Source organism: Pantoea sp. X-Soil-YNGN-844, assembly GCF_059730595.1.
On sequence record NZ_AP036008.1, the window covers coordinates 34,372 to 59,663 of the forward strand.

Here is a 25,292-nt window from a genome sequence, read left to right on the forward strand (position 1 = left end):
ATTCCGGCCCGCTGCACATCGCGCAGCGGGCCGGTTGCTTACTGCTGCGTGCGGGTTGGCCGCACGACAATCTCGTTTACATCCACCTCTTCGGGCTGCTCAATCGCATAGCGCACGGCGCGGCCAATGGCATCCGGTTGCAGTGCGATAGCGCGATAATGCTGCATCGCCTCGGCAGCTGTCGGGTCAGTAATGGTTGAGGCCAGCTCGCTCTCGACCACACCGGGATGGACACAGGTCACACGTAGCTGACTGTTCTCCTGCCGTAAACCGTCTGAAATCGCCCGCACCGCAAACTTGGTGGCACAGTAAACTGCCGCCGTGGGCGACACGGCCAGCGCACCGATTGATGCGATATTGATGATGTGTCCGCGCTGGTGGCCCAGCATGGTCGGCAACACCGCCGCAATGCCATAGAGCACGCCTTTGATGTTTACATCGATCATCTGATCCCACTCTTCGACCCTGAGCGAAGCCATGGGTGACAGGGGCATAATCCCTGCATTGTTGATCATCACATCAACCCGTCCCCACTTCTCCAGCGCAAACGCCACAAACTGCGCCACATCTTCGCGGCGCGTAACGTCCAGCGCTTTGATCGCCACCTCAGCGCCATTAAACCGCAGCTCCTCAGCCAGCGCGGCCAGACGGCTTTCGCGCCGCGCACCCAGTAATAGAATGGCATCGGTTTTTGCCAGTTCACGTGCGATGCCTGCACCGATACCGCTTGAGGCACCGGTAATTAGAATCACTTTCTGCGTCATTTTGTCTCTCCAGTCAGGTTGTCACTGGCGATCATACGGCGGCTGGATTATAAAGATAATCCACCTGACCCTTTACGGACTGGTAACCAAATCTGACCAATGAATGCGGACAAGAATGCTCTCGAAGTTTTTGTGATTGTGGCGCAGACCCGAAATTTCCGGCTGGCAGCGGAACAGCTTGGCGTGACCCGACCGGCGATCAGCCAGAGCCTGCGGCGTCTGGAAGACCGGCTTAACATCTCACTGATGCAGCGCACCACACGCTCAGTTCAGCTCACAGAAGCCGGACAGCGGCTCTATGCGGAGGTGGCTCCGGCGATCAGCCAGCTTAACCGCGCCGTCACCGATATTGCCGAGCTGGCGGCCGAACCGCGTGGCCAGTTGCGGCTGGCGATCTCCTCGATTGCTGAGCGGATGCTGGGAGGCGAACTGCTGGCGAGCTTTATTACCGCCTACCCGCAGGTAGAGCTGGAGATCACCGTGACCGATGACGAGTTTGATATTGTCGGGCAGGGCTATGACGCAGGCGTGCGGCTGGGCGAGGTGATCGCGCAGGATATGATTGCGGTGCCGGTCTCCACTGCGCAGCGTCAGGTGGCGGTAGCATCACCCTCTTATCTGGCGCGTGCAGGCACGCCACAGCATCCTGAAGAGCTGGTCACTCATCGCTGCATCGGCTGGCGGAAAGGGCCAGGCCTGGCGCCTTATCGCTGGGAGTTTGCTGAGCAGGGACGGGAGTTTGATGTTGCCGTCAATCCGCAGCTGACTACCAACGACATGGGGGTGATGATCCGCACCGCCTGCGCCGGGGGCGGCATCAGCTTTGGCATGGAAGAGACCTTTCAGCCTTATATTGCGCGCGGCGAACTGGTGACGGTACTTGATGAGTGGTTACCCAGCTTTGCCGGTTTTTATCTCTATTTTCCCAGCCGTAAAAATCTGGCCCCCAAGCTGAGGGCGTTGATCGATCACGTCAGGCTGTGAGAAAGGCCTCCGGTTAGTCAGCGCGGATAGGGGTGATCGCTGACCAACCTGAGCCGGTCAACCGAAGAGCCATTCAGAGACTCCGCAATCGCAATGTACGTCATGGTGTTATGCGGGGTTAGGACGTGTCCGTACTTCACGCTGTCATGTTGTATCGGGTGATAATATTGATTTTAGAGTAGGGTGCGGGCGGTTCGGAGGCGGGCAGAAAGCCATGAAACTCCAGCAGTGTTCTGAAAGCGTGTAATGCGTCGAGCTGTAAATTGTGCTCGATCAGCGCATCAATCTTACCCGCCTGCAGCAGGGCACAATTCTCCTGATCGAGATCGTGACCAATACAGGCGTTCACATGCCGCTTTTGTTCGGCAAATGCGCGCAGGATGCCGGGATTACCGCCGCCGACCGTATAGACCGCATCCGTGTCCGGATGGCTCTGCAAAAACTGTGTCACCGACTGATGCATCCGCGCGTCAATGCCATATCCGCCCGCCACCACGCTCACCTGATGCTGAGGCGCAAACTGCTGCATCGCACGCTGAAAACCCTGGATTCTCTCCTGTTCACCGATGAAATCGCGACTGCCGGTCACCGCTACAATATGCGAACGGCTGACCCGCAGCCATTTTGACATCAGAAAAGCCGCCACTTTACCAGCATCAAAGTTATCCATGCCGATATAGCGCAGGCGCGCACTGCCGGGTAAATCGCTCATCATGGTGACCACCGGAACGCGTTGTTTCAGGAGCGATTCAATAGTGGGATTCAGCTCATCGGAGCAGGCCGCTTTCAGAATGACACCGTGACTGTGAAGCGCCTTTTTGTTCAGCAGCGCATTAATGGCCTCCGCTGTAAGATTCGCGCCAAAGTGGAAACGCAACTGAAGTCTGAAAGCAGCAAAGCTGGCGATCTGACTGCTGAGCGCTTCACGTATCAGAGGCTGAAAGCGGTCAGGGGTATGCATGATGACGTCGAAATAAATCGTTCTGCCTTTAGCGAGCCCGGCTTTTTGCATCAGTTCCAGGTCCGCTATCGCCTGCTGAATCCGATGCTGAGTGCGCGCATGAACGTTGCCACGCTGATGCAGGGCACGATCGATAGTGGCAAGGCTAAGCCCCGATTGGGCAGCGATCTGTTTGAGGGTGAATTTAGCCATGCAGGACTCGCGACAGCAGAGGATAACCAGAGTTTTATCATAATACTGGCTAACAGCTTTGCTTCAACTGAAACGCGTTGTTCAAAGCATCGCTGGCTGGCAGCGTGAAAAATGCGGCACCGGGGACAGGAATAACGGATTTTATAAACCCCAATCTTAGGGTTCCGTTAAACGATATAAATGATCGGCTCACTTCCGGTATTTGCAAAGTCAGATTCTGGCAGTGATGACACTCTTTTGGCTATTTACTGGCAGGCACACGGTGCTGACGTAAATAACGTCAGGTCAAATCCTGGGCTGGATGATTTATAACCTGGTTGCCGCTTCGCTTATATTTCCGTTAAGACGGCTTTTTTGTTTTTTGACACCCGATAATGTTAGACTGTATATGCATACACCATCGGGAGGTCGTGTGAAGTACGACAACGATAACGAGATCCGTGCACTGGTTGGCGCGGTCGTCAGTGATTTGATCAAGGCGGGAGAGCCGGTTCATTTTCACGACATTACGGACGCTCTGTTTCGCCTGAGCGAAGAGACGCGTGACAGCAAACTGAAAGCATTATGCCAGGAAGCAATTGGCTTTTTTACCCGCAAAATGCATTAAGGTTGATGGCGCCGATGGCGGGCGCCATCCAGAACCTTCCACTCCAGCCATTACTCCGCAGTGCCGCCTTAACTGAGAATAAGACGCAGTAAACAGAGCTTAAAAATATTCCAGCTGAAGAGTTTTAATATCAGCTTGGTTATATTTCTGTTTTTTAAATTTAGTCAGAATTACCTTTTTTTAGCCTGAAATGACAACGCAGTAATTAACGGCATCGGCCAGAATCTTTATTCAGAATAAATGCTTCGTGAGATTTTAATCTAAGGTATTAATGGAAATATCTGCAATATCAGCGGGCTGAGGCAGCGTTTTCTTCTGCTTTAGTTGTTACTTATACAGTTCTGACTATGTTTGATTTGAGTAATAATTATGACCGGGAGAATATCCTGCGTTGCCGGGCAGACGACGTTCCAGTGCCAGCACGGAATTTACCATCGCTTCTGCCAGCTTCATCACCGCATCTCACACGGGTAACACAACGAGATCAGCTGGCTGCGACATTCCGGGGGATGCGGCAGCCAGCAGAGAACCCATTAATATCCGCTCAGGCGCCACACAGACGGTCCCTTATCCAGTGCAGAACGCCATAAATGATGGCCGTTTGTGTCACCGGTCATCATCGTTCAGACCTTTACGCTCTGTTTCAGCAACGGCTTAGTCATCGGTTGAACGCGTGAGATTCTCCCACCGATCGATTTCCTGACTCATTGCCGCAAGTTTTTGACGTACCAGACTCAGGGCATCACTGCCTAACAACAGATGCGCGGGTGGGTTCGGGCTTTCCAGCAATGCCAGCATAGCCTGAGCAGCCTTTATGGGATTGCCGGGTTGTTTCCCGCTTTTTTCCTCCCGGGCCTGACGAATGGGCCCGAACAGGGTGTCATAGTCCGGAATAGTGCGGGCGCTGCGTACCATCGAACGTCCCGCCCAGTCGGTGCGGAATGAGCCGGGTGCCACGGCGGTGACGTGTATGCCGAACGGAGCCAGTTCTTTGCCCAGCGTTTCTGAAATACCCTCCAGCGCAAACTTGCTGCCGCAGTAGTAGCTGATGCCGGGCAGGGTAATAAAACCACCCATCGAGGTAATATTGATAATGTGGCCCCGACGGCGCTCACGCATACCCGGCAGGACCGCTTTGGTCATTGCCACTGCGCCAAAAACATTCACGTCAAACTGGTGGCGCATTTCTGCCAGGGAGGATTCTTCCATAATGCCCTCATGGCCGTAACCTGCGTTATTCACCAGTACATCAATCTGACCGACTGTGGACTCAACCTCCCTGACAACTTCATCAATGCGCGCGAAGTCCGTGACATCCAGCAGGCGGCCCACGGCGCGCTGTGCATCGAGCGCCTCAAAAGTTTGCAGTGCTTCGTGGTTACGCACGGTACCAATGACCCGATGCCCGGCATGGAGGGCTTCGCGCGCCAGTGCCAGACCAAAGCCACTGCTGACGCCAGTAATTAAGATTGTTTTTAAAGATGACATAAAAGAACTCCCATGAACCGTTGAGATTGCATGGTATTCTCATTGCTGTTGTGTTTTCAGACCGTATCTTCTCGTTTTCTTGCCTGATCTTATGAGGTGCCGTAATGACCGGAATGATTGCCCTGATTAAAGCCCTGGCGCCGCATGAAGGATATAACCTGACGGCCTTACCCGGTGTGCGAATTCTGCGCGCCGACCGTCCTCTTGCCAGAACACCCGTGCTGTATGATCCGGGCATTGTGATTGTCTGTCAGGGCAGCAAACGGGGTTACTTTGGCCAGCAGACCTACTTATATGATGAGCAGCACTACCTGGCGGTCTCGGTTCCTGTGCCGTTTACCATGGAAACCGACGCATCAGCAGAGCACCCCCTGCTGGCTATTTACCTGCATCTGGATTTTCAGCTCGCGGCTGAGCTTATCCTGCAGATCGACCAGCATGATGCTTCGCATCCTCCCGTCGCGCCGCAGAGTATGATGTCGAGTCAGATGGACGACACGGTTAAGGGAGCCGTATTGGGTCTGCTTGAAGCCCTGAACAGTCCGCTAGAAACCGCGATACTCGGACATGCACGACTGCGTGAACTCTACTTCCGTGTACTCACGGGCGAACAGGGCAACGCCATGCGTGCCGCGCTGGCCATGCAGGGGCAGTTCAGCAAAATAGGGAAAGTCGTAAAGCATATCCACGCCACGTATGCAGAGCCGTTGACCCTGACGCAACTGGCAGGGGAATCGGGCATGAGCATCCCGACCTTTCATCTTCACTTTAAAGCCATTATCAGGATGCCGCCGATGCAGTATGTGAAATCGGTGCGCCTGCACCAGGCGCGCATGCTGATGGTACGCCAGCAGATGACCGCTGCCGCGGCAGGTTACGCTGTGGGTTATGAAAGCGCGTCGCAGTTTAATCGTGAATTTAAACGTCTGTTTGGTCTGCCCCCGGCAGAGGAGATAAAGCGCATGCAGCGTCACTTCTCTGTTCCGCCCGTGCAGCAAACGCCGGTATTTGTATCATCGCATTAGTAAGGAGAAAGTGTGATCTGTGGCCATTTTGGAATAACAAAACGAATATCCGCTTTGCCCCAGATGTGAGCATAGCGATTCCAGACATCTGATTTTTATCTGTTGTTAAATGTTAAAGGCTGTTTTAAAACGACCTGTGTGGCAAACCGGTTCTGATCTCAAGTAACAATGATGGCTGTACTATTGCCCCCCAAACACTGAAGTTAAAGTACTGGCAATTAAGTATTTGTGAGCAATGCAAATTATTAGCTATGCAGTGAAGCGGTGCCATCGGGTATGATCCTCAAACTAGAAACTCAGGATGAGTACCACATGAAAAGGTTAGTCAGAATTTTAGTCATCGCCATTACATCTCTGGCAGTGCTCGCATCTGCTGTAATGATTCTCATCATCGTATCTTTCAGACCTTCTGAAGTTAGTGCTGCCCGGACTGAAGCCTGCCGACATTATGATAATCAGACAATCATGACTAAAGTCATTCGGGCTAAAACCGGAGATGAGGCAGAGTGGAAAAGTTTTTCTGACGCTCAGCACGCAGCTGAAAAGAATGGGATTCTTATTGACTATGAGCAGATGACATTCGGGAATGTTATCTGGTTAGTCCCCTTCACTCAGCGTAACCATGGGTCAGCTTCCGGGGAGTTTTTTGCCATGCTTGACTGCACGACAGACAGTGTTGAGTTCAGCCAGAAGTGATTTGTTGCCTGTTACCAGCAAATAAATAACATTCGCGCGGATTATTACCCAGCAGAGTGATACGAGCGTCCTGGGGAAGCTGAGAGGGGGATTTTGCCCGGGAAGGAATGGCTACGCCAGGGCTGTTTATGGCCGCTGCGACCTGCTATACAACTTGCAACTAAGGTTGGGCGTTTAGTACTCACCTGGTGGGATATAGCTCTTCGTCAAAAATTACCTGAAAACCAGAGTATTCATCTCACTGAGCCTGCGTTATCACCGATAACGCAGGAGAGGTAATCAGATATCACTATCGTCAGGTGTGCGGCCAACGACAATTTCCAGCGTTCTGCGCAACACATCCAGTCTGATCACGTCGGACGTGCATTCCAGTTCGGCGATCAGATAAAGAATTATCGCTTTGTTGGTCACACGTCCCTGATCAGCCACGATGTCACGAATTACTGCACCCAGCAGTTCGGTTTCTGGTGCCAGCAAATCGCCTTCACTACGAAAATAGTCAATGATGGATAAATCTGATGAAGAGTGTTGCATGATTTTTCTTTCTCTGAGGAAAATTCGTTATACGCAATGGGTGAAGTCAAAACGAGTGTAGACGCTGTTTTCGTTTTGCCCAGCCAGCCAATAAAAATTTCACTTAAAGGCTGCCGCTTCGCTTATTGCCAGCCGTGTCTGACAGGCCCGCAATACCCTTTATCAGTGCTTTTTAGACCCATCAGGTGGGCCATCGCTGTTCATACGGTGCGCCGTCTTATCACGTTCAGCACCGTCGCCCTGCACACGTTTACGCGCGGCGACCATGCCATTTCGAACTTCAGTGATGGCTTTGCGAATCACAGACACTTTTGAGTCGTCATCGGCACTAGCAGCCATGAGTTCAAGCTGTGCGATTAAGGCGTTACTCGACACCGGTTTGTCTGACTTGAGCAATGTCAGAACGGCTTCGCCGATCATGACATCTGTCAGTTTCTCATCTTCACTTCTGTACATACTGGCTTCTCTGATTACGAATCAATGGCCATGCTGCGGGTCCGTATACGTCAGCGGGTGCAACTTGTTGCACCAGATACGGCTAAGCAGTACTGGGCTTCGTTCCTGTGGGTAAATCTTCCTGAATGTTGGCTAAAAGCAGGCGTCGTGAATACTATCTGACGCCGTGAGCGGACATTAATCTTCGCGACGAAAAAGCATCGCAATCAATTCATGCAGATGGTTCTCTTCTTCTGGCGTTGCAGCCAGTTCAAGGCGGCGCAACAGTTTACTGCAAATTGCTTTACGGCTAAGGCTATGACCTGCGCGCAGAATTTCGACCACTACCGAACCCAGCGTTTCCTGCTGGGAAGGTGAGCTGGCCTGATTGAAGTAACGGGCAATATCGCTGATCGTTTCCGGGCCTTGTCCGTTCTGACGCATGATGATTTCCTCAGATGGTGAAAATGTATAGCATTCCTGATGCGCAACTTATACACCTTTTTAAAACTTGTACAGAATTTTGGATTTTTGGAATAATTTTTTTTGTGCAAAAAGTGCTAGGGCTTTTAAAACAGGGTGTTACGAGGAAGTAGTGACGAGGTGAAAATTGTACCATATTCCTGTACAGGAACAAGTCCTCCGATGTTCCGACCTGATTATTCAGGCCGGCAGAAGGTAAGCAGTTGTGTTAATGCTTAAAGAAAATATCATCAGCAGAAGCGCTGATAGCCGGTTCGATACCCACATTTCTGGATAACCAGTTTGCCGGACCGGTAGTGCGTGAACCAATTGTTTTGAATCCTGTCAGCCATTGACGTGCAGTTTGCATCTGCTCAAGGCGATACTCATTCACTTCTGAGTCAGCCATAACCTGTAACTCTTTAATCAGCAGTTCAACGTTCACTTCCTGACCAGCATTAAACAGGTTCATTGCGGCTTCGCCAATGATGACATTCGCTTTTTCGTCGCTGGAAAAATACAAAATATCCTCCTGGGTGATTGCGGTAAGTAACATTAACTGTAGCAAAAAAATTCATCAGCCTTAATTAATTCGGCCTATCAATAAGATTATTTTAATTGTGAAATTGCTGCGTCTGTTGCGAGAGTGTCATCCGGCAATGCAACCTCCTTTCGTGGATGGCAAAGCGTAGTCGAACGCTTTTTTTATGCCATTACCTCTTTTCTCATTTTGTGTCACTGAATCAGGCAGGAGAAAAACCCGCCTGTCGTGAAGCCATAAGCGGGTTAAATGCCACATGTCATCAGAAACATTCCTATCTAAATCAGAGATTAACTGAGCTGCCTTACAAAAGCTGACACCTGAACCTGAATGCTGAAGAAACTTCACATCTTCCTGCTGTTCGGAAGGTATAGCCTGTGCTATAAAAAATAGCATATGCTAATTATGTTCTGTTTTTAATCACCTCTGGAGCCCGCCTGATGGTCCCGATAAAAAAGCTCACCACGATGTTACTGAGCGCACTGCTCACAACCCTGATCGCGAGCAGCAGCTATGCAGCAGAAAAATTTAAGATAGTGACAACGTTTACGGTGATAGCTGACATGGCTGAGAACGTGGCTGGCGATGCCGCGGAGGTCACCTCTATTACTAAGCCAGGTGCTGAAATACACGAATATCAGCCCACGCCCGGTGACATCCGGCGGGCACAGGGTGCGCAGTTAATTATGGCGAACGGGCTTAATCTGGAACGCTGGTTTCAGCGCTTTTATCAGCATCTGGACGACGTCCCGGAAGTGGTGGTCTCCGCTGGTGTCACGCCGATGGGCATTGGCGAAGGGCCCTATAACGGTAAACCGAATCCGCACGCCTGGATGTCACCGGACAATGCGCTGATCTATGTCGATAACATTCGCGATGCGCTGGTGAAATATGACCCGGTGAACGCAGAGACCTACCGTCAGAACGCTGCCGCCTATAAGCAAAAAATTATTGCGGCACTGGATCCGCTGCGCCAGCAGATTGCCGCTATTCCTGAGCAGAAACGCTGGATGGTGACCAGTGAAGGCGCGTTCTCCTATCTGGCGCGTGACCTGGGCATGAAAGAGCTCTACCTGTGGCCGATCAATGCTGACCAGCAGGGTACGCCGCAGCAGGTGAGACGCGTGATTGACCAGGTGAAAAAAAATGCCATTCCGGCAGTGTTCAGTGAAAGCACCGTGTCAGATAAGCCCGCCCGCCAGGTCGCGCGGGAAACCGGTGCCCATTACGGTGGTGTGCTTTACGTCGACTCCCTGAGTAACGCTGAGGGACCGGTGCCAACCTATCTTGATCTGCTCAAAGTCACCACGGAGACTTTGGTACAGGGCATTAAAGCGGGAGAGAAAGCGCAATGACAGACACCATTGTGGTTTCAGGCGTCACGGTAACCTATCGCAACGGACATACTGCGCTGCATGATGCCAGCTTCAGCGTGCCGGGCGGATCGATCGCCGCGCTGGTGGGCGTTAATGGCTCCGGCAAGTCAACCCTGTTCAAAGCGCTGATGGGATTTGTGCGGCTCGCCAGCGGCAGCATCTCGGTGCTGGGGATGCCGACCCGCCAGGCGCTGCGACAGAGTCTGGTCGCCTACGTGCCGCAGTCGGAAGAGGTGGACTGGTCGTTTCCGGTGCTGGTGGAGGATGTGGTGATGATGGGGCGCTACGGGCACATGGGTCTGCTGCGCCGGCCTAAGTCGCATGACCAGCAGATTGTCAGTGAGGCGCTGGCGCGGGTCGATATGCTGGATTATCGCCATCGTCAGATCGGCGAACTTTCTGGCGGGCAGAAGAAAAGGGTGTTTCTGGCGCGTGCGATTGCGCAGCAGGGCAGCGTGATCCTGCTGGACGAGCCGTTTACCGGCGTAGATGTACAGACCGAGGCCAGAATCATCAGCCTGCTGGGGGAACTGCGCGATGAAGGTAAAACCATGCTGGTTTCCACCCATAATCTGGGCTCGGTTACGGAATTCTGCGATTACACCGTGATGGTAAAAGGCACGGTTCTGGCCAGCGGCCCGACCCGGACTACGTTTACCGCCGCTAATCTTGAGCGCGCGTTTAGCGGGGTATTGCGGCATGTGATGGTGAAGGGGCTGGACGATCAGATCATCACCGATGATGAACGTCCCTTTATTGCACCTCATGCCGCACGGGAAGAGGGGAGCTAACCATGGCGCAGTTACTGGAACCTTTTGGTTATCACTACATGCTTAACGCGATGTGGGTCTCCGCGATGGTAGGCGGACTCTGCGCATTTCTCTCCTGCTATCTGATGCTCAAGGGCTGGTCACTGATAGGTGACGCGCTGTCACACTCTATTGTACCAGGCGTCGCGGGCGCTTACATGCTAGGGCTGCCATTTGCGCTGGGGGCATTTCTTTCCGGCGGGCTGGCAGCGGGCAGTATGCTGTTACTTAATCAGCGCACCCGTTTAAAAGAAGATGCGATTATTGGCCTGATCTTTTCTTCTTTCTTTGGTCTGGGTCTGTTTATGGTGTCGCTAAATCCGACTGCCGTGAACATACAGACCATTGTGCTGGGCAACATACTGGCGATTGCACCAGCCGATATTCTCCAGCTGGCGCTGATTGGCGGGCTGTCGATTATCATTCTGCTGTTTAAGTGGAAAGATCTGATGGTCACCTTCTTCGATGAGAACCACGCGCGCGCCATTGGTCTGCGGCCTGAACGGCTGAAAATCCTCTTCTTTACTCTGCTCGCAGTTTCAACCGTAGCGGCGCTGCAAACTGTTGGCGCGTTTCTGGTGATCTGTTTGGTGGTGACGCCCGGCGCGACCGCCTGGCTTCTCACCGATCGCTTTCCGCGTTTGCTGATGATTGCTGTCGCGATTGGCAGCATCACCAGTTTTCTGGGTGCCTGGGCGAGTTACTACCTGGATGGCGCAACGGGCGGCATTATCGTGGTGGCGCAGACGCTGCTGTTCCTGCTGGCATTTGTTTTTGCACCGAAACATGGCCTGCTGGCTAACCGGCGTCGTGGCCGCCATCACCCTGAGAAGGAGCCTGGCTGATGTGGATACTGGAACCGTTTCAGTTTGCATTTATTAACAGCGCACTGCTGATCGCGCTGGTCGTGGCGATTCCCTGTGCACTGCTGTCGGTATTTCTGGTGCTGAAAGGCTGGGCGCTGATGGGCGATGCCATGAGCCATGCGGTTTTCCCGGGCATCGTGCTTGCGTGGATGGCGGGACTGCCGCTGGCGGTGGGCGCGTTTGTTGCAGGGCTGTTCTGTGCCGTCGCCAGTGGTTTCCTGCAGGACAACAGCCGTATTAAGCAGGACACCGTGCTGGGCATTGTCTTCTCCGGCATGTTTGCAGTGGGGCTAATCCTCTACATCGCCGTGAAACCTGAAGTGCACCTCGATCATATTCTGTTTGGTGACATGCTTGGCATAACCGGCGCAGATATCATTCAGACAGCGATTATCGCGTTGATCATTGTTATGGTGATTGTCGTGAAGTGGCGTGATTTTATGCTGTTCAGCTTCGATCCTCAGCAGGCGCAGGTCTCTGGCTTACCCGCCCGTCTGCTGCATTACGGGCTGCTCTGCATGGTCTCGCTGACCATTGTAGCGACGCTGAAAGCGGTGGGGATCATCCTGTCGATCTCCCTGCTTATCGCGCCCGGCGCTATTGCGGTGCTGCTCACCCGTCGTTTTTCACATGCGCTGCTGATGGCGGTCATGGTGTCGGTGCTGGTGTCGCTGAGCGGCGTTTATCTCTCGTTCTTTATCGACAGCGCGCCTGCGCCGACGATTGTGGTGTTGTTTGCTGTGGTATTTGTCGTAGCGATGGTCATGGCGGGACGGAAAACCCGGCAGCGGGAACGGCTGAAACATCGGTATAACGAAAAGAGCGTCTGCGGTGATAAATCATCCTGAGGCAATAATATGGCGCGGTGAAATTCGGATTTCAGAGTGGAGAGCGTCTAAACAGACTTATTCTCAAGCCTGAAAGTTGATGCTTTAAACGGCGAAGGATTCATCTTGTTGGGTCTGGCAGTGATATCCGCTCTGTGCCCGGAGCGGATAATTTAATCACTCAGTAATTATTAATGGTGGTATCAGCACAGATTTAGATAGTTATGCGAAAAAACTAAAATAGCGCACTCCCTTGGAAATTTATGATTCCGGCAATGTATGCAGCCGGTTGAACAAAGAACATGCTTAGAAATAATTTGTATACGAAATATTTTTTAATACCAATTAATTTACTGAATTTTATTATTTTAAATGTTTATTACCAGAGGGTTATATTTTTTCAGGCGTCATTCTCTATTTCTTATCTCGTCGTTTCTCCCTCATTGTCAATATATCTTTCCTGTCGCGCGGTTATTAATGGCGCGACCAGATAAAGTTTTTCATGGTTTTTTATTCAACCTCACTTCTTAACACCAGAGCAACATAGAAATCTCAAAAACATAACGGAAAATAATATGAAAATAGCCACGCGTCTTGTCGCAGGGTATAGCCTGCTGATCATCCTTTTTCTTCTCTGCACCGGGACGGCACTTCATGCACTCTGGCAGGCAAGGGACGATATGGAAAACGCTGTAAATAATAAAATCTACCGCTATGAACTGATTCAGAACATGCGAAATGCGGCCAGAGACATGGCGGTCGCAGTCAGGAATATTGCATTACTGAATGAACAGAATGACAGACAGCCTGAATGGGACAGGATGGTCGCTCAGAAAGCCATCTACATCTGATCACGCCTGAAGTCAGCCATGCAGGCTTAATGCGATTTATGGCCCGGTTCGAACTGAAAAAGAGTGCCGCAGCCTGAGCTGGGACGCTGAGAAATCTAACTTCCGCGCTAACCATTTTGATCACGCTTCGGGTGGAAGGGCAGATGACAGAATTATGAATGATTCGCTCAGTGCTAAGGCCTGAGCAAAACTGCCTGAACTGTACCCCACGGCACTGCCGGTTAAGCTATTGCATAGAACTTTCGACCTGCCGTTAACGCTGGCAGACCTTGCAAAATGTAAAATAGCACCTAAGTGCCCTGTGCGGGGATGGTCATCGCATCATTTACTGGTGCTAAAAAACCTCACTTCAGAAAACATCTCTCCTTAATGTCGTCATCGTCTCATTTGTCTTTTTCCCGTAAGGCGGATATTTACCAGCCGCAGCAGTTGCTCGCCTGAAACAATTTTCTGACCGGGCAAAAAAGGGCTGATGAGTGACGCACTGCGAAATAACAAAAATAATTAATGTTTTTCAGAAAGCAGCCGATTAAGGAATTTGCCTTAACGGTTCAAAGCTGCGAGCAAAAAGGGGCAAGAGACCCGCGGCTTCGCATGAGCCGTCGCGCAGGCTTTCGCCAGGGCTCCGGGGCCTGGACCCGGCAGGTGAGTATAGAAGCGCAGCAGCCGTGCTACGAAAAGAACGGCGCTGCTGTACAGGGATTACCTTTATGGATATGGAACTGAAATGAAAAAAAGCACCGTTGCAGTGATGATAATGGCGACTCTGTCAGGCGGAGCCTGTGCAGATGCAGGTCGATTTTCACCGAATTTTTCTCCGGAAAGCTTTACTGTGTCGACGTCAGCCGGGATGCTGAGTGGCAAATCTCATGAGATGGTTTACGGCACCGAAACAGGTCGCAAAGTCAGTCAGCTGGACTGGAAAATAAAGAATGTTGCTATTCTCAAGGGCGAGTTATCCTGGGATGCATACTCATTTCTGACGCTGAATGCGCGAGGCTGGACTTCACTGGCTTCTGGTTCGGGTCATATGGACGACTATGACTGGCTCGATGACAACCAGTCTGACTGGACGGACCATTCATCCCATCCCCGCACAGATGTTAATTACGCCAATGAATACGATCTCAATGTCAAAGGCTGGGCGTTACAGGGCGATAACTATAAGGCCGGGCTGACCGCTGGTTATCAGGAAACCCGTTTAAGCTGGACAGCTTTTGGCGGTTCATACAATTACGATAACGGCGCTTCTGTCGGTGATTTCCCAAGAGGCGAGCGCGGTATTGGCTATAGCCAGCGTTTTTCCATGCCGTATATTGGCCTTGCGGGCCAGTATCGTATTAACGATTTTGAATTTAACGCCTTATTTAAATTCAGTGACTGGGTGCGGGCACACGATAATGACGAGCATTACATGCGCGATCTTACCTTCCGTGAGAAAGCGACTCATTCGCGGTACTACGGAACATCAGTAGATGCCGGCTATTATGTCACGCCAAATGCCAAAGTGTTTGCCGAATTCACCTACAGCAAATATGAAGAAGGCAAAGGCAGCACTCAGATTATTGACAGATTCTCCGGTGAATCAGCATCTATTGGTGGCGATGCGGCTGGTATATCTAATAAAAACTATACCATCACAGCTGGTCTGCAATACCGGTTCTGATTCGATTCTGTACGCCAGATGATAATGTAACGTAAAGCCCCTTTGGGGCTTTTTAATGTTTTCAGCAAAACGATAAAAATATTAATTGCGTATGTAATTAAAAATCAAATCAACAAGCTGATTTATTTAAATAAACTTTCAGCCCATTAGTTCTGCATGTTTAGTTAAAGTAATGGTAAACCTAATTTAGTCGATAAATATCGTTAAATGTCATTCCCGTTTGCTGATAGCGTCCAGCATAACGCATCTTAGGAAGAGAAAATAAATGCATGTCATCCCGAAAATCATGAGAATTGCTGCGTTTTTCCCCGTTATTTTCCTCAATGGCTGTTCCACGCTTTTACCTCTTAATTACACAGATTACGAAGGTAAAGATGCAGCGACGGTGGTGGCTATCAATCCAGAGGGATTTGTGGGTACATTTTATCTTTCGGTCTATGAGAAGAAAGGCACCTGTTATGACAGGGTTGATCGTCATCAGCTGGAGTCAAATCTTATCCCCTCCGCGGGGCGCGTGATGACAGCAAAGGTAAAGCCTGGCAGGCTCATGGCTTTTCAGCAGCTCAACACGATAATGAGCGATTACGACACACAAGGAAAAAAAACAAGATTCCCGGAAAGCTATTTACTCTCACAGTGGGTTCCATTTATTCCACAAGCGGGCAAACGCTACTTTATTGATACTAAATATGGTGCTCAGGAGATTTCGTTGGATTATGCCATTACTGTTTATTCAGACCCTGCCAGAATTGCGTCTGATTTTAAAACGCTTCCCCGGGATAACTGGGACGCCAGAAATCGTTGTCAGCATCTTATAGGCGGCAGCTAATCACGATTCACCTGTCGCTGTAGCATCCTCACAGTGAAGGAATGATAAGCAACCGGCCAGTATCGTTGACACCGGAAGGGATTGAGCATTTCTGCCATTTTCGCAGAGGATAGGGATAGCCCCTGAAAATTCCGGTGTATGACTTCGCCAGGGCCACATTTTTGGCCAGACTGATCATCTGAGGCGTGTCTGATTAAACACGCCTGAACGCGCCTGTTCTTATGCCAGGGGTTGGCGCTATCAGGGTGACCTGCCTTTTCACTCCGCCTGGTATCAGGTCTGCCACTGCGACTGGCAGATGATGTCTGGGCTGCAATTTGTGGAAAAATTAGTGAAGCGGCTGCATCAATCGCTGTAAGCGATGCTGGCTGAAATGATCCAGGAATATATCAAATAAAATCAATAATATGAAATCGCTATATTATATACTATATAACGTTTTGCATTCCTTTTTTCCTCAGATAACGCTGACTTTTTCCTGACATACCCGCCAGATTGCCAAAAAGCTGCTAAACCTTAAGACAGAGATACGCGCGTAAAGATTAGGGTTATCACGATTTTCCCCGATTTAACTCCCGTCAGAAATAAACCTATAAAAATTTCATCTTTTAGCCCCCAACAATGGGAAGCAGACAATGTCGGAAAAAATATCGCTAACAATGCAGGTCAATGGTCAGTCGCAGCAGATGCAGGTCGATCCGCGAGTCACTCTGCTGGATGCGCTGCGTGAGCATCTTAACCTGACCGGCACCAAAAAAGGGTGCGATCAGGGACAATGCGGTGCCTGCACCGTGCTGATAAATGGTCAGCGGGTGCTGAGCTGCCTGACGCTGGCGGCCCAGGCGGATGGCGCTGACGTCACCAGCATTGAAGGGCTGGCCTCCAACGAGGGTGAACTGCATCCGGTGCAGCGCTGCTTTATGGAGAATGATGCCTTCCAGTGCGGTTATTGCACGCCGGGTCAGATCATGTCTGCTGTTGCCTGCATCAAAGAAGGTCATGCCGGTTCAGACGATGAGATCCGTGAATACATGAGCGGCAATCTCTGCCGTTGCGGGGCTTATCCGCACATCGTCGATGCGATTAAACAGGCCGCTGCTGAGATGGCGAAGGAGTCCGCATGAATGAATTCAGCTGGAAAGTTGCGCAGTCACCTGAAGAGGCTGCCACTCTGAAACAGCAGTCGGGCAGTCAGTTGCTGGCGGGCGGCACGACGCAGCTCGATCTGATGAAGTGTGGTGTCTTCACGCCACCACAATTAATTGGCATCAGCGGCTTAACGGCGCTGAAAAACCTGCAGTTTGATGACGATAAGATCACCGCTGGTGCACTGGTCACCATGAGCCAGTTGGCCGATCATCCCGCCTGCCAGCAGAGCGCGCCAGCCATCTATGGCAGCCTGTGGCAGGCTGCCTCACCGCAGATTCGTAATATGGCGTCGCTGGGCGGGAATTTACGTCAGCGCACCCGTTGTAACTACTACCGTGACCCGGCAACGTTCCCGGCCTGCAACAAACGCAATCCTGGTTCCGGCTGCGCCGCCCTGGATGGCGTGAACAGCAATCACGCGATTCTGGGCGCGAGCGACAGTTGCATTGCCGTCTATCCCGGCGATCTTGCGGTTGCGCTGGTGGCGTTTGACGCCATCGTCGTTCTGCAGAATCAGCAGGGCGAAACCCGCCGCATCGCAATTGATGACTTCTTCCTGCTGCCGGGTGATACGCCTGACCGTGAGCACGATCTGCGCGATGACGAGATCATTGTGGCCATTGACGTGCCGCAAACTGAGTCACTCCGCCACTCACACTACCTTAAAGTCCGCGACCGCAGCTCCTATGAGTTTGCAGCAGCCAGCGCGGCCGCAGGCTTCACGCTGGAAAACGGCGTGATGCGTGACGTGCATATTGCCCTGGGCGGTGTCGCCACTAAACCCTGGCGCGTCCGATCGGTCGAGCAGGCGCTGGAAGGCCAGCCGTTTGATGAAGAGACGGTGTTCCAGGCGGCAGAACGCATTACTCAGGAGACGCAGGCGCTGACCCACAACGCCTATAAAGTAAAACTGGCGCCGCGAGTGATTGCACGCGCGCTGATGGCAGCAGGAGAAACCGCATGAGTGAAGAAAACGATAAAGCGCGTCCGGATGTGATCAACGCGAACTCAGCGGCAGACATCCGGATTGAAGGCCTGGGCGCTGCCCGCTCGCGTGGCGATGGTAAAGTGAAAGTCACCGGTGAGGCCCGTTATGCGTTAGAACATCAGCCGGAAAATCCACTCTACGGCGTGGTGATCCAGTCTGTGATTGCCAGCGGCCGCATCAGCCACATGGCGACGGAAAAAGCGCAGCAGGCCGCAGGCGTTCTGGCGGTCTATACCCATCTGAACACGCTGAAGATCAACAAGCCCACGGCGATTGCCGATGGCGGCGCGGCGCAGTCAACCTACACCCCGATTCAGGACGATGTGATTATTCACAACGGTCAGAACATTGGGCTGGTCGTCGCCGAAACGTTTGAGCAGGCGACCTATGCTGCCTCGCTGGTGGAGATCGAGTATGAAACCTCTGACGCACTGATTTTTGCCACCGATGAGGGCGTCGAGCCGAAACCGCTCCCGAAGCAGGATATCGATATGGGCGATGCCCAGTCGGCGATGAACCAGGCCGAGGTGCGCCTGAGCCAGCGTTATACCACCCCGCGTGAATACAACATGCCAATGGAGCCGCACGCCTGTGTGGCGGAGTGGCAGGATGGGCGCATTACCGTCTGGGAGCCGAGCCAGTGGGTAGCTGGCGCGCAGGTAGAGATTGCCGAGTGGATGGGCATTGAGGTGGAAAACGTGCGGATCATCTCGCCGTATGTCGGCGGTGGATTTGGCTCTAAGCCGGTGCCTTACACCCATGTTGCGCTGGCGACGGCGGCATCGCGTGCGCTGAAGCGCCCGGTCAAAGTGTCGCTGACCCGTCCGCAGACTTTTACCGGTCTTGGCGGGCGTCCGGCGACCTCGCAGCAGCTGGAGCTGGGCGCATCCCGCGACGGCAAAATCCAGGCAATTATCCAGCGCAGCTTCAGTGAAACGTCACTCATTGATGTGTTCGCCGAGAACTGCAGCAAAGTCACTGCGCGCATGTATGCGGTAGGCAACGTTTCCGCGCAGCATCAGGTCAGGCCGATTAATACGGTGACGCCAGGCTGGATGCGCGCGCCAGGTGAAAACCCAAGCGCCTTTGGACTGGAAGTGGCGATGGATGAGATGGCTTATGCCCTGAACATCGACCCGCTGGAGCTGCGTCTGCGCAACTGGGCAGATAAAGATTATCAGCTCGACCTGCCGTGGAGTTCTCGCCGTCTGAAAGAAGCCTATCAGAAAGGCGCAGAAGCCTTTGGCTGGGACAAGCGCATCATGACGCCGCGCTCAATGCGCGAAGGGCGTGAACTGATTGGCTGGGGCATGGCCTCCGGCACCTATCCGGTCAACAAACTCCCTGCCGAAGCGAAAATTATCCTGACGCCGCAGGGAACATTTGTTGTCCAGTGTGGCGGTGCGGATATCGGCACCGGAACCTATACCATTCTGGCGCAGACCGCTGCCGATATTCTGGGCGTCGCCTCCACCACCATTGAGGTGCAGCTGGGTGATACCGAGCTGCCGCGCGCGGGTGTAGCGGGCGGATCGCAGCTGGCAGGCAACGTGACCGCGGCGGTGAACGACACAGCCAAACGGATGCGCGACCAGCTGCTGAAGCTGGCCAGCGAACTGTCACAGTCGCCACTGAAAGGCACGCCTGCGTCTCAGCTCATGCTGAAAGGCGACGGGGTGCAGCACAATCAGCGCAGCGATCTCGCCGTTTCCTTTGCTCAGCTGGCGACGCTGGCCCCGGCAGAGAGTCTGACGGTGAAAGGCGGCACCTTCCCGGACGATATGTCAGAGAGCGAACGCGACAAGATGGTGCGTAATCTTAATGACGGCACCCGCCCCGAAAAATTCTCTGCCCACAGCTGGAGTGCGCAATTTATTGAGGTCCGGGTCGATGAAGATTTCGGAACCATCCGAGTCAAACGGATGGTGGCAGCGCTCGACAGCGGTCGCCTCTATAACCCGAAACTGGCGCGCAGCCAGTGGATTGGCGGCATGATCATGGGTGTGGGTCAGGCGCTGATGGAGGAGGGCATCATCGATCCGCGTAACGGTCGGGTAATCAACAATAACCTCGCAGATTACTTAGTGCCGGTAAATGGTGACATCCCGAGCATTACTACCATCAACGTAGGCGAGCCCGATTTTGAGGCGACCACCATGGGCGGTAAACCGGTGGGTGAACTGGGTATCGTCGGTGTTGCGGCAGCGATCAGTAATGCAGTCTTCCATGCCACCGGCAAGCGCGTACGCGATCTGCCGATTACGCTCGACAAGCTTATCTGAACCGGTTCCTGACCTGCTGCCAGCAGGCCGGACTGTGGTTATGCGGGCGCGGGCTAAGCCTGCGCCCGTTTTTCACGCATAGCGGAGAAAGAGAGTGAAGATTGCGCTGATTGTACTGGCCGCCGGGCTGAGTCAACGTTTTCGCCAGCAGGCGGGCGGGCATAAGCTGCTGGCTGACCTTGAAGGCAAAGCGGTATTGCAGCGCACGCTGGAGCAGGCCGCTGCCAGCGGGCTTGACCTGTTCGTGGTGACCCGTCCCGACGCACTGGCAATCCAGTCGCTCTGCTCGCGGGCGACTGTCGTGCTGTGCGACAGCGGCGGGCTGGGCGAGTCCATCACGGCGGGCGTGAATGCCAGCCGTGACTACGACGGCTGGCTGATTGCGCTGGGCGATATGCCGTTTGTGACGCCCGAAAGTTACCGCGCCGTCAGTGCCGCGCTGGCGCATGCGCCGATTGTCAGGCCATTTATTGAGGGCAAGCCGGGCCATCCGGTGGGCTTTCAGAATCACTATTTCCCAGTACTAAGCACGTTACAGGGCGATGCCGGACCCCAGGCGATAGTGAAGTCACAGGCCGTCCCGCTGGCGCTTCACGATCGCGGTTGCCTCTGTGATATCGATTTTCCTGCCGATCTGCAGCTGATAAAGGAATTTTCATGATAACGCTGGATCAACGCGTGATTAATGCGGCACTGAGCAGTTGCCAGGCGGGCCAGCAGGTCTGGCTCTGCACCGTGCTGCGCACCTATGGCTCTTCGCCGCGCGCACCCGGGACACTCATGACGGTTAATGAAACCGGCGCGTATTGCGGATCGCTGTCAGGCGGTTGCATCGAAGAGGACTTTCTGGCGCAGCTGGCGGCGGGAGCGTATCGCGCCAGCAGTCAGCGGGTACGCTACGGTGAGGGCGGGATGCGTCCTGACGTCAGCCTGCCGTGCGGCGGCAGTCTGGAAATCGTCATTGAGTTTCTGCCGCCCGATGATGCCACGCTGGCGCTGCTGACGGCGATGCAGCGTGCGCTGAGCGGGCAACAGCCGCTGGTAAAAATAATACGGCCAGGCGAGCGCGCGCAGTGGGAGGCGATAGCCGCCGACAGGAGGCTGCCCGCACTGGATGCCAGCGAGCAGCAAATGTTATTGCCGGTTGGCGCGATTCCGGAACTCCTGATCGCGGGCTACTCCAGTGTGGCACATGAGTGCATCCGGCTGGGACAGATGCTGGGCTTTCACGTGCGGGTCTGTGAGCACCGACCGGAAATGCGGACGGAGCTGGAAAGTCACTTCAGCGACGCAGACAACGTGACGCTCGTATCACAGCATCCTGCGCGCTGGCTGGAACTGAATGGAGCGCACGCCGCGGTGGCGATTGTGGCACTGACCCACGATCCGCGCATTGATGACCTGACGATGATGGAGGCGATTGCAACCCCCGCGTTCTACATCGGCATTATGGGGTCGGCGAAAAACAGTGAGAAACGACGGGCACGTCTGCAACAGATCGCCGGGATGGATCGGGCCGAACTGGACCGCATCCATGCGCCCATCGGCCTGCCTATCGGCAGCAAGACCCCGGCGGAGATTGCGCTGTCGGTCATGGCCGATATCGTCCGGGTGAAGAATAGCGGGCAGTCAGCCGCCTGATTCCGCTGTCTTCTCAGGTGCCAGCCGATAAAGATAGCTGCCCGAATAAGGGATGGGCAGGAAATCACGAAACAGCTGCTGTAACGTCTGTTCGGGATCAACGTCGCGGAACAGCTGTGGATAGAGCGTGGTAGCAAAGAATTCGGTCGCTACGACGTGCCACGGACTCAGGTAAAAGTTGTGCCAGATAGCTCCGGTATGCCCCTCCCGTAGCGCGGTCAGCTGCTTCAGCGCATTCTGCTGACCGGTCAGTGCCAGCAGGCTCTGTCGGGTCTGCAACGTGGTGACGGCGGGGCCGAGCTTCAGCGCGCTCACCTCATCGGTGCTGCCGCTGCCGGTGGCAAAGTAGTACTCCGGCTGGGCCGCAATCACGCTCTCCTCACTCAGCCGTCCGAACACGCCTTTGATCTGCTGGCTGGCGATGTTATTGCCACCAGCAAACGTCAGCAGCTCACCCAGATTGCCATTCACCGAGGTGACGCAGCATTCGCTGCGTCGTCCAAGATGTAACTGTAACAGCACTGACGGTTTCGGGCCATGATAATCCGCCAGCCGATCGGCAATGCGCTGCATGTGGCTGCGGTAGAAGTGATTAAACTCAGCCGCGCGCTGCGGCTGATTTAGCACCTCGCCCAGCAAAGTGATGCTGCGCTCAGTGTTTTTCAGCAGATTAACCCGCAGATCGATCTTCACCACCGGGATATGCGCCGCAGCGAGCATCTTCTCAAGCACGGCGCTGTTTTCACTGTCACGCGCCAGCTGCGGCAGGATCACCACATCGGGTTTAAGTGCGATGACCTGTTCGGAGTTCATATCGTTAACGCCATCCAGCCCCACCACGGGAATCGTCTCCATTTGCGGAAACTGGCGGGCAAAAATCTGCCAGGTCTGAGGATCGTACTTTTTCAGATCCTGCGGCCAGCCGGCAATATGCTGCAGCGGATTACCGGGCGTCAGCAGTGCGACGCTGTAGAGCATCCGGCTTTCACCCAGCACAATGCGCTGCGGATGGTCGGGAATCGTGACCTGCCGACCGGTGATATCGGTCAGCGTGCGGGCATGTGCACCCGCGCTGACCAGCATTACAGTGATCGTCAGCAGCACCGAACGTAGCGAGTTAAAATTCCACACGGGCCTGTACCATCAGATTACGGGTTTCGCCTTCACGGACGCGCAGGTTGCCGCCGCTTGAACTGTAGTAGTGCTGGTTAAACAGATTATTGATATTCAGACGCAGCTGGGTTTTTTCACCAAACAGGCGGTTGTTCCACGCCACGAAGCTGTCCGCCACTACATAGTCGGGCAGGGTGAAACTGTTATCAGGATCGCCCGCACGGCTGCCGACATAGCGCGCACCACCGCCGAGCCTGAGCGTGCCGGGCAGGCTGGTGATCTGCATCTCATGACTCAGATAGAGCGCACCGGCATGACGCGGCGCATTCTGCAGGCGATTGCCGTTGTTATCCGGATTCACCCGGTCGCTGACGATCTCTGCCTGATCATAGCTGTAGTTCGCACTCAAATCCCAGCCGGGTGCGATTTCACCGTTAAGCTCAAATTCAGCGCCGCTCGAACGGGCCTTATCAATCGCTCGCGTGCTGCCATTGATGTTAAGCGACATCGCCTTTTCATCAATCCGGTAGAGCGCCACTGTTGCCAGCAGTTTCGGCGAAAGCTGCCATTTGCTGCCGACTTCCCAGCTCGTGCCCTGTTCCGGCTTGCCAACATTACCGTCATCATCCACATCGGTGGATGGCGTAAACGATTTGCTAACGCTGGTGTAGAAAGAGAGGTCAGGCGTGAGTTTGTAGATTATCCCCGCCTGTGGCAGAAACTTATTGCCCTCATCGTTCAGGATTTCTGACTGGGGATTAACGCCGCGGGAGGCGCGCTGTTCATAATGCTGATAACGACCGCCCAGCACCAGAATCCAGTCCTGTGTGAGTGAAATACTGTCTTTGGCGTAGAGCGAGCGGCTATGAATTCGGTTCAGGTTGTTGGCGCCGGTCGTGTTTTCCGTGCTGTCATCTGTAACCGGTGACAGGATGTCATACTCGGGATTGACGTAACTGAACTGGCGGTTGACCTTACCCTGAAACTGATGGGCGCGATAAGTCTGATTCATCTCATAGTCAGTGCCTGCCACAAGTGAATGTTGCATGCCCAGAATCTCCGGGTTGCCCAGCAGATCCCAGCTCACATATTTGGTTTTGTGGTTAAATCCGCGGTTGGCATCGGCGCGACGAGTCACCACGCCCGTGCTGGCATTGACCACTGTTACGCGCACCTCATTGTTGTCATAGCGCCGTTGATTCCAGCCCAGGGTGAGCCGGGTGCGCCACTCATCATTAAACTGCCAGTCATAGTGGGCATTCAGCGTTTTGTTATGGCCCCAGGCGTGGTTGGCTTTGTCATCCAGACGATCTTTGTAAGCAATATCGATCGGCCTGCCGTCGATAAAGGCCGTGCCGCGGTCGTAGGGAATGTCATAACGGTAGTCGGCATAGCTGATCAGAAAGCTGGCCTGCTCGCCAAACCATTGCAGAGAGGGTGCCAGCAGCGTGTGCTCTTCGCTGCCAAAGTTGCGCCAGTAATCCTGATTCTGCTTTTCGGCGATGAGCCGGAAGGCAAAACCATTGCCCAGCGGGCCGGTGACATCCAGCGTACCTGCACCGCCACCTTCACTGGCATAACGTCCGGTAACGCTGGAGTGCCAGCTATATTGCGGTTTTTTGCTGACCACATTGATAATGCCGCCCGGATTCTGAATGCCATACAGCAGCGAGGAGGAGCCTTTCAGCACCTCAACCCGTTCGGTCGTGGCATCAAAATTGAGCCCCTGACTACTGCGGATGCCATCCCGGTAAACCGACCCATCAGCGTTACTGCCAAAACCGCGTCGTACAAAGCCATCTTCGGTACCCGCCAGCGTGTTGGCCTCTGAAACGCCGCTGACAAAGCGCATTGCATCTGCCAGTGAGCTGGCCTGGAAATCCTCCAGCTGCTGCTGCGTCACCACGCTGACCGATTGTGCTTCATCGAGCCGCGCGGTTGGCATTTTACTGGCAACGCTGGTTTCGCTGGCGCTGTAATTTCCCTCTGAGCTGGCATCGGCGGTCACGGTTATATCTGATGCGCTGTCGGTTGCTGCACTGACCTGCGGCAACAGCATGCTGCCACAGATCGCCACGACCAGAGCGGGGTGCCGGGCCGGATATCGCGAGTCTCTGTTTTTCATTTTTCTTTTCGTATCTTTTTCTGAAGCTAATAAGGCCCGATGGCTGACGACTACGCCGGGCTTCCCTGAAGGTGTTCTGCA

General features: G+C 53.6%; 25 protein-coding genes. 16 read left to right on the plus strand and 9 right to left on the minus strand.

Features of this window, described 5'->3' with window-relative positions; genetic code table 11:
* Window positions 1-38 precede the first annotated feature (38 nt).
* Window positions 39-764 carry an SDR family oxidoreductase gene (locus AC6I8C_RS18900; RefSeq protein WP_278498226.1) on the minus strand — a complete coding sequence of 242 codons (726 nt, stop codon included), beginning with the start codon at window positions 762-764 and terminating at the stop codon, window positions 39-41.
* Window positions 765-863: 99 nt separating this feature from the next.
* Here AC6I8C_RS18900 and AC6I8C_RS18905 point away from each other — a divergent pair, with 99 nt between their 5' ends.
* On the plus strand, window positions 864-1,748 hold the full coding sequence (locus tag AC6I8C_RS18905) for a LysR family transcriptional regulator (protein ID WP_497823390.1): 885 nt from the start codon (window positions 864-866) through the stop codon (window positions 1,746-1,748).
* A 136-nt stretch (window positions 1,749-1,884) separates the two neighbouring features.
* Here the strand turns inward: AC6I8C_RS18905 and AC6I8C_RS18910 are convergent, their stop codons facing one another.
* A complete protein-coding gene (locus tag AC6I8C_RS18910; RefSeq protein ID WP_497823391.1) occupies window positions 1,885-2,901 on the minus strand; it encodes a substrate-binding domain-containing protein in 1,017 nt (338 codons plus the stop codon).
* A 412-nt stretch (window positions 2,902-3,313) separates the two neighbouring features.
* Between AC6I8C_RS18910 and AC6I8C_RS18915 the strand changes: the two genes are divergently transcribed.
* Window positions 3,314-3,508, plus strand: a complete 195-nt coding sequence (locus AC6I8C_RS18915; RefSeq protein WP_033735335.1) for a hypothetical protein — start codon at window positions 3,314-3,316, stop codon at window positions 3,506-3,508.
* 654 nt (window positions 3,509-4,162) lie between these two features.
* Here AC6I8C_RS18915 and AC6I8C_RS18920 read toward each other — a convergent pair.
* Entirely contained in the window at window positions 4,163-4,996 is an 834-nt protein-coding gene (locus tag AC6I8C_RS18920) for an oxidoreductase (protein ID WP_497823392.1), read from the minus strand.
* Between the two features lie 104 nt (window positions 4,997-5,100).
* On the opposite strand from AC6I8C_RS18920, the gene AC6I8C_RS18925 reads away from it, so the two are divergent.
* Both AC6I8C_RS18925 and AC6I8C_RS18930 read left to right on the plus strand, forming a co-directional pair.
* Window positions 5,101-6,021, plus strand: a complete 921-nt coding sequence (locus AC6I8C_RS18925; protein ID WP_497823393.1) for an AraC family transcriptional regulator — start codon at window positions 5,101-5,103, stop codon at window positions 6,019-6,021.
* A 312-nt stretch (window positions 6,022-6,333) separates the two neighbouring features.
* Complete coding sequence (locus tag AC6I8C_RS18930; RefSeq protein ID WP_497823394.1) at window positions 6,334-6,717, plus strand: hypothetical protein; 384 nt, start codon at window positions 6,334-6,336, stop codon at window positions 6,715-6,717.
* A 279-nt stretch (window positions 6,718-6,996) separates the two neighbouring features.
* Here the strand turns inward: AC6I8C_RS18930 and AC6I8C_RS18935 are convergent, their stop codons facing one another.
* The 4 genes from AC6I8C_RS18935 to AC6I8C_RS18950 all read right to left on the minus strand — a co-directional run bounded on the left by AC6I8C_RS18935 (window position 6,997) and on the right by AC6I8C_RS18950 (window position 8,671).
* Entirely contained in the window at window positions 6,997-7,251 is a 255-nt protein-coding gene (locus AC6I8C_RS18935) for a biofilm/acid-resistance regulator YmgB/AriR (RefSeq protein ID WP_013196459.1), read from the minus strand.
* A 162-nt stretch (window positions 7,252-7,413) separates the two neighbouring features.
* Window positions 7,414-7,707 carry a hypothetical protein gene (locus tag AC6I8C_RS18940; protein ID WP_497823395.1) on the minus strand — a complete coding sequence of 98 codons (294 nt, stop codon included), beginning with the start codon at window positions 7,705-7,707 and terminating at the stop codon, window positions 7,414-7,416.
* Window positions 7,708-7,884: 177 nt separating this feature from the next.
* Window positions 7,885-8,130, minus strand: coding sequence for a regulatory protein YcgZ (ycgZ, locus tag AC6I8C_RS18945; RefSeq protein WP_497823396.1), 246 nt, complete (start codon window positions 8,128-8,130; stop codon window positions 7,885-7,887).
* Window positions 8,131-8,377: 247 nt separating this feature from the next.
* A complete protein-coding gene (locus AC6I8C_RS18950; RefSeq protein WP_497823397.1) occupies window positions 8,378-8,671 on the minus strand; it encodes a hypothetical protein in 294 nt (97 codons plus the stop codon).
* Between the two features lie 458 nt (window positions 8,672-9,129).
* Between AC6I8C_RS18950 and AC6I8C_RS18955 the strand changes: the two genes are divergently transcribed.
* The 12 genes from AC6I8C_RS18955 (at window position 9,130) to AC6I8C_RS19010 (ending at window position 21,973) form a co-directional block, all read left to right on the plus strand.
* Complete coding sequence (locus AC6I8C_RS18955; RefSeq protein ID WP_497823398.1) at window positions 9,130-10,044, plus strand: metal ABC transporter substrate-binding protein; 915 nt, start codon at window positions 9,130-9,132, stop codon at window positions 10,042-10,044.
* Window positions 10,041-10,856, plus strand: a complete 816-nt coding sequence (locus AC6I8C_RS18960) for a manganese/iron ABC transporter ATP-binding protein (RefSeq protein ID WP_135910619.1) — start codon at window positions 10,041-10,043, stop codon at window positions 10,854-10,856. The genes AC6I8C_RS18955 and AC6I8C_RS18960 overlap by 4 nt, the downstream gene beginning before the upstream one ends.
* 2 nt (window positions 10,857-10,858) lie before the next feature.
* Window positions 10,859-11,719 carry an iron/manganese ABC transporter permease subunit SitC gene (gene sitC / locus AC6I8C_RS18965; RefSeq protein WP_497823399.1) on the plus strand — a complete coding sequence of 287 codons (861 nt, stop codon included), beginning with the start codon at window positions 10,859-10,861 and terminating at the stop codon, window positions 11,717-11,719.
* On the plus strand, window positions 11,719-12,588 hold the full coding sequence (locus tag AC6I8C_RS18970; RefSeq protein ID WP_497823400.1) for a metal ABC transporter permease: 870 nt from the start codon (window positions 11,719-11,721) through the stop codon (window positions 12,586-12,588). Before sitC ends, AC6I8C_RS18970 begins: the two co-directional genes overlap by 1 nt.
* Before the next feature lie 554 nt (window positions 12,589-13,142).
* Window positions 13,143-13,418, plus strand: coding sequence for a Tar ligand binding domain-containing protein (locus AC6I8C_RS18975; protein ID WP_497823401.1), 276 nt, complete (start codon window positions 13,143-13,145; stop codon window positions 13,416-13,418).
* Window positions 13,419-14,145: 727 nt separating this feature from the next.
* Window positions 14,146-15,084 (plus strand): omptin family outer membrane protease, encoded by a 939-nt coding sequence (locus AC6I8C_RS18980; RefSeq protein WP_497823402.1) that lies wholly within the window; start codon window positions 14,146-14,148, stop codon window positions 15,082-15,084.
* 265 nt (window positions 15,085-15,349) lie between these two features.
* The gene (locus tag AC6I8C_RS18985) at window positions 15,350-15,913 is read left to right on the plus strand and encodes a hypothetical protein (RefSeq protein WP_497823403.1); all 564 of its coding nucleotides are present in this window, start codon (window positions 15,350-15,352) and stop codon (window positions 15,911-15,913) included.
* 635 nt (window positions 15,914-16,548) lie between these two features.
* Window positions 16,549-17,037, plus strand: coding sequence for a (2Fe-2S)-binding protein (locus AC6I8C_RS18990; protein ID WP_497823404.1), 489 nt, complete (start codon window positions 16,549-16,551; stop codon window positions 17,035-17,037).
* Window positions 17,034-18,026, plus strand: a complete 993-nt coding sequence (locus tag AC6I8C_RS18995; protein WP_497823405.1) for an FAD binding domain-containing protein — start codon at window positions 17,034-17,036, stop codon at window positions 18,024-18,026. The genes AC6I8C_RS18990 and AC6I8C_RS18995 overlap by 4 nt, the downstream gene beginning before the upstream one ends.
* On the plus strand, window positions 18,023-20,332 hold the full coding sequence (locus tag AC6I8C_RS19000) for a xanthine dehydrogenase family protein molybdopterin-binding subunit (protein ID WP_497823406.1): 2,310 nt from the start codon (window positions 18,023-18,025) through the stop codon (window positions 20,330-20,332). The genes AC6I8C_RS18995 and AC6I8C_RS19000 overlap by 4 nt, the downstream gene beginning before the upstream one ends.
* A 94-nt stretch (window positions 20,333-20,426) precedes the next feature.
* Complete coding sequence (locus tag AC6I8C_RS19005; RefSeq protein ID WP_497823407.1) at window positions 20,427-20,993, plus strand: nucleotidyltransferase family protein; 567 nt, start codon at window positions 20,427-20,429, stop codon at window positions 20,991-20,993.
* Window positions 20,990-21,973, plus strand: coding sequence for an XdhC family protein (locus tag AC6I8C_RS19010; RefSeq protein ID WP_497823408.1), 984 nt, complete (start codon window positions 20,990-20,992; stop codon window positions 21,971-21,973). The genes AC6I8C_RS19005 and AC6I8C_RS19010 overlap by 4 nt, the downstream gene beginning before the upstream one ends.
* On the opposite strand, the gene AC6I8C_RS19015 is transcribed toward AC6I8C_RS19010, so the two are convergent.
* Together AC6I8C_RS19015 and AC6I8C_RS19020 are read right to left on the minus strand one after the other, a co-directional pair.
* The gene (locus AC6I8C_RS19015; RefSeq protein WP_497823750.1) at window positions 21,962-23,056 is read right to left on the minus strand and encodes an ABC transporter substrate-binding protein; all 1,095 of its coding nucleotides are present in this window, start codon (window positions 23,054-23,056) and stop codon (window positions 21,962-21,964) included. The two genes, AC6I8C_RS19010 and AC6I8C_RS19015, sit on opposite strands and share 12 nt — an antisense overlap.
* A 34-nt stretch (window positions 23,057-23,090) precedes the next feature.
* Complete coding sequence (locus AC6I8C_RS19020) at window positions 23,091-25,211, minus strand: TonB-dependent siderophore receptor (RefSeq protein WP_497823409.1); 2,121 nt, start codon at window positions 25,209-25,211, stop codon at window positions 23,091-23,093.
* Window positions 25,212-25,292: the final 81 nt, after the last annotated feature.

What these genes read in the sequence shown, in the direction of transcription:
- AC6I8C_RS18900 (WP_278498226.1), bottom strand. Translation starts at nt 764, where the DNA reads ATGACGCAGAAAGTGATTCTAATTACCGGTGCCTCAAGCGGTATCGGT.
- AC6I8C_RS18905 (WP_497823390.1), top strand. Translation starts at nt 864, where the DNA reads ATGAATGCGGACAAGAATGCTCTCGAAGTTTTTGTGATTGTGGCGCAG.
- AC6I8C_RS18910 (WP_497823391.1), bottom strand. Translation starts at nt 2,901, where the DNA reads ATGGCTAAATTCACCCTCAAACAGATCGCTGCCCAATCGGGGCTTAGC.
- AC6I8C_RS18920 (WP_497823392.1), bottom strand. Translation starts at nt 4,996, where the DNA reads ATGTCATCTTTAAAAACAATCTTAATTACTGGCGTCAGCAGTGGCTTT.
- AC6I8C_RS18925 (WP_497823393.1), top strand. Translation starts at nt 5,101, where the DNA reads ATGACCGGAATGATTGCCCTGATTAAAGCCCTGGCGCCGCATGAAGGA.
- AC6I8C_RS18930 (WP_497823394.1), top strand. Translation starts at nt 6,334, where the DNA reads ATGAAAAGGTTAGTCAGAATTTTAGTCATCGCCATTACATCTCTGGCA.
- AC6I8C_RS18935 (WP_013196459.1), bottom strand. Translation starts at nt 7,251, where the DNA reads ATGCAACACTCTTCATCAGATTTATCCATCATTGACTATTTTCGTAGT.
- AC6I8C_RS18940 (WP_497823395.1), bottom strand. Translation starts at nt 7,707, where the DNA reads ATGTACAGAAGTGAAGATGAGAAACTGACAGATGTCATGATCGGCGAA.
- ycgZ (WP_497823396.1), bottom strand. Translation starts at nt 8,130, where the DNA reads ATGCGTCAGAACGGACAAGGCCCGGAAACGATCAGCGATATTGCCCGT.
- AC6I8C_RS18955 (WP_497823398.1), top strand. Translation starts at nt 9,130, where the DNA reads ATGGTCCCGATAAAAAAGCTCACCACGATGTTACTGAGCGCACTGCTC.
- AC6I8C_RS18960 (WP_135910619.1), top strand. Translation starts at nt 10,041, where the DNA reads ATGACAGACACCATTGTGGTTTCAGGCGTCACGGTAACCTATCGCAAC.
- sitC (WP_497823399.1), top strand. Translation starts at nt 10,859, where the DNA reads ATGGCGCAGTTACTGGAACCTTTTGGTTATCACTACATGCTTAACGCG.
- AC6I8C_RS18970 (WP_497823400.1), top strand. Translation starts at nt 11,719, where the DNA reads ATGTGGATACTGGAACCGTTTCAGTTTGCATTTATTAACAGCGCACTG.
- AC6I8C_RS18975 (WP_497823401.1), top strand. Translation starts at nt 13,143, where the DNA reads ATGAAAATAGCCACGCGTCTTGTCGCAGGGTATAGCCTGCTGATCATC.
- AC6I8C_RS18980 (WP_497823402.1), top strand. Translation starts at nt 14,146, where the DNA reads ATGAAAAAAAGCACCGTTGCAGTGATGATAATGGCGACTCTGTCAGGC.
- AC6I8C_RS18985 (WP_497823403.1), top strand. Translation starts at nt 15,350, where the DNA reads ATGCATGTCATCCCGAAAATCATGAGAATTGCTGCGTTTTTCCCCGTT.
- AC6I8C_RS18990 (WP_497823404.1), top strand. Translation starts at nt 16,549, where the DNA reads ATGTCGGAAAAAATATCGCTAACAATGCAGGTCAATGGTCAGTCGCAG.
- AC6I8C_RS18995 (WP_497823405.1), top strand. Translation starts at nt 17,034, where the DNA reads ATGAATGAATTCAGCTGGAAAGTTGCGCAGTCACCTGAAGAGGCTGCC.
- AC6I8C_RS19000 (WP_497823406.1), top strand. Translation starts at nt 18,023, where the DNA reads ATGAGTGAAGAAAACGATAAAGCGCGTCCGGATGTGATCAACGCGAAC.
- AC6I8C_RS19010 (WP_497823408.1), top strand. Translation starts at nt 20,990, where the DNA reads ATGATAACGCTGGATCAACGCGTGATTAATGCGGCACTGAGCAGTTGC.
- AC6I8C_RS19015 (WP_497823750.1), bottom strand. Translation starts at nt 23,056, where the DNA reads ATGCTGGTCAGCGCGGGTGCACATGCCCGCACGCTGACCGATATCACC.
- AC6I8C_RS19020 (WP_497823409.1), bottom strand. Translation starts at nt 25,211, where the DNA reads ATGAAAAACAGAGACTCGCGATATCCGGCCCGGCACCCCGCTCTGGTC.